The 350-nt window shown below is 67.4% G+C and carries 1 protein-coding gene; it reads right to left on the bottom strand.

The genetic code is table 11. The features are described from left to right. Positions 1-350 (bottom strand): type 1 glutamine amidotransferase (locus tag J0A65_RS26585; RefSeq protein WP_416135340.1); only part of this gene is annotated, 350 nt, incomplete at both ends.

The raw sequence follows: 350 nt of genomic DNA, 5'->3' as shown, positions 1-350 counted from the left end.
GCTGTCCGTCACCTGCGCATGGCGCTGCATGTCCTGCCAGCCGGCTTCGGTGTAGGGCATCCGCCGAATGCTGGCGCCGAGTGCCTTGGCCAGCAGCTGGCCGCCAAGGCAATGACCGATGATCGGTACCTCGCGGGCGATGAGGCGCTGCAGGGCAGCCACCTCGTCGGCGATCCACGGCAAGGGGTCATTGACGCTCATCGGGCCGCCCATCACGGCCACCGCCCTGGGTCGCTCCAGGTCATAGCCACGCAGCTCGCCCAGGTCGACGCGCAACACGTCGAAGCTGCAACCACGCGCCAGCAGCACCTGTGCCAGATGCGCGGGCGGGCAATAATCGATATGGGTCA

This window comes from Bowmanella yangjiangensis (assembly GCF_017255015.1).
In the GTDB taxonomy this organism is placed as follows: Bacteria; Pseudomonadota; Gammaproteobacteria; order Enterobacterales; family Alteromonadaceae; genus Bowmanella; species Bowmanella yangjiangensis.
Note: the sequence above shows the minus strand (reverse complement) of the source record. Positions and strands in the feature narration are given on the sequence as shown.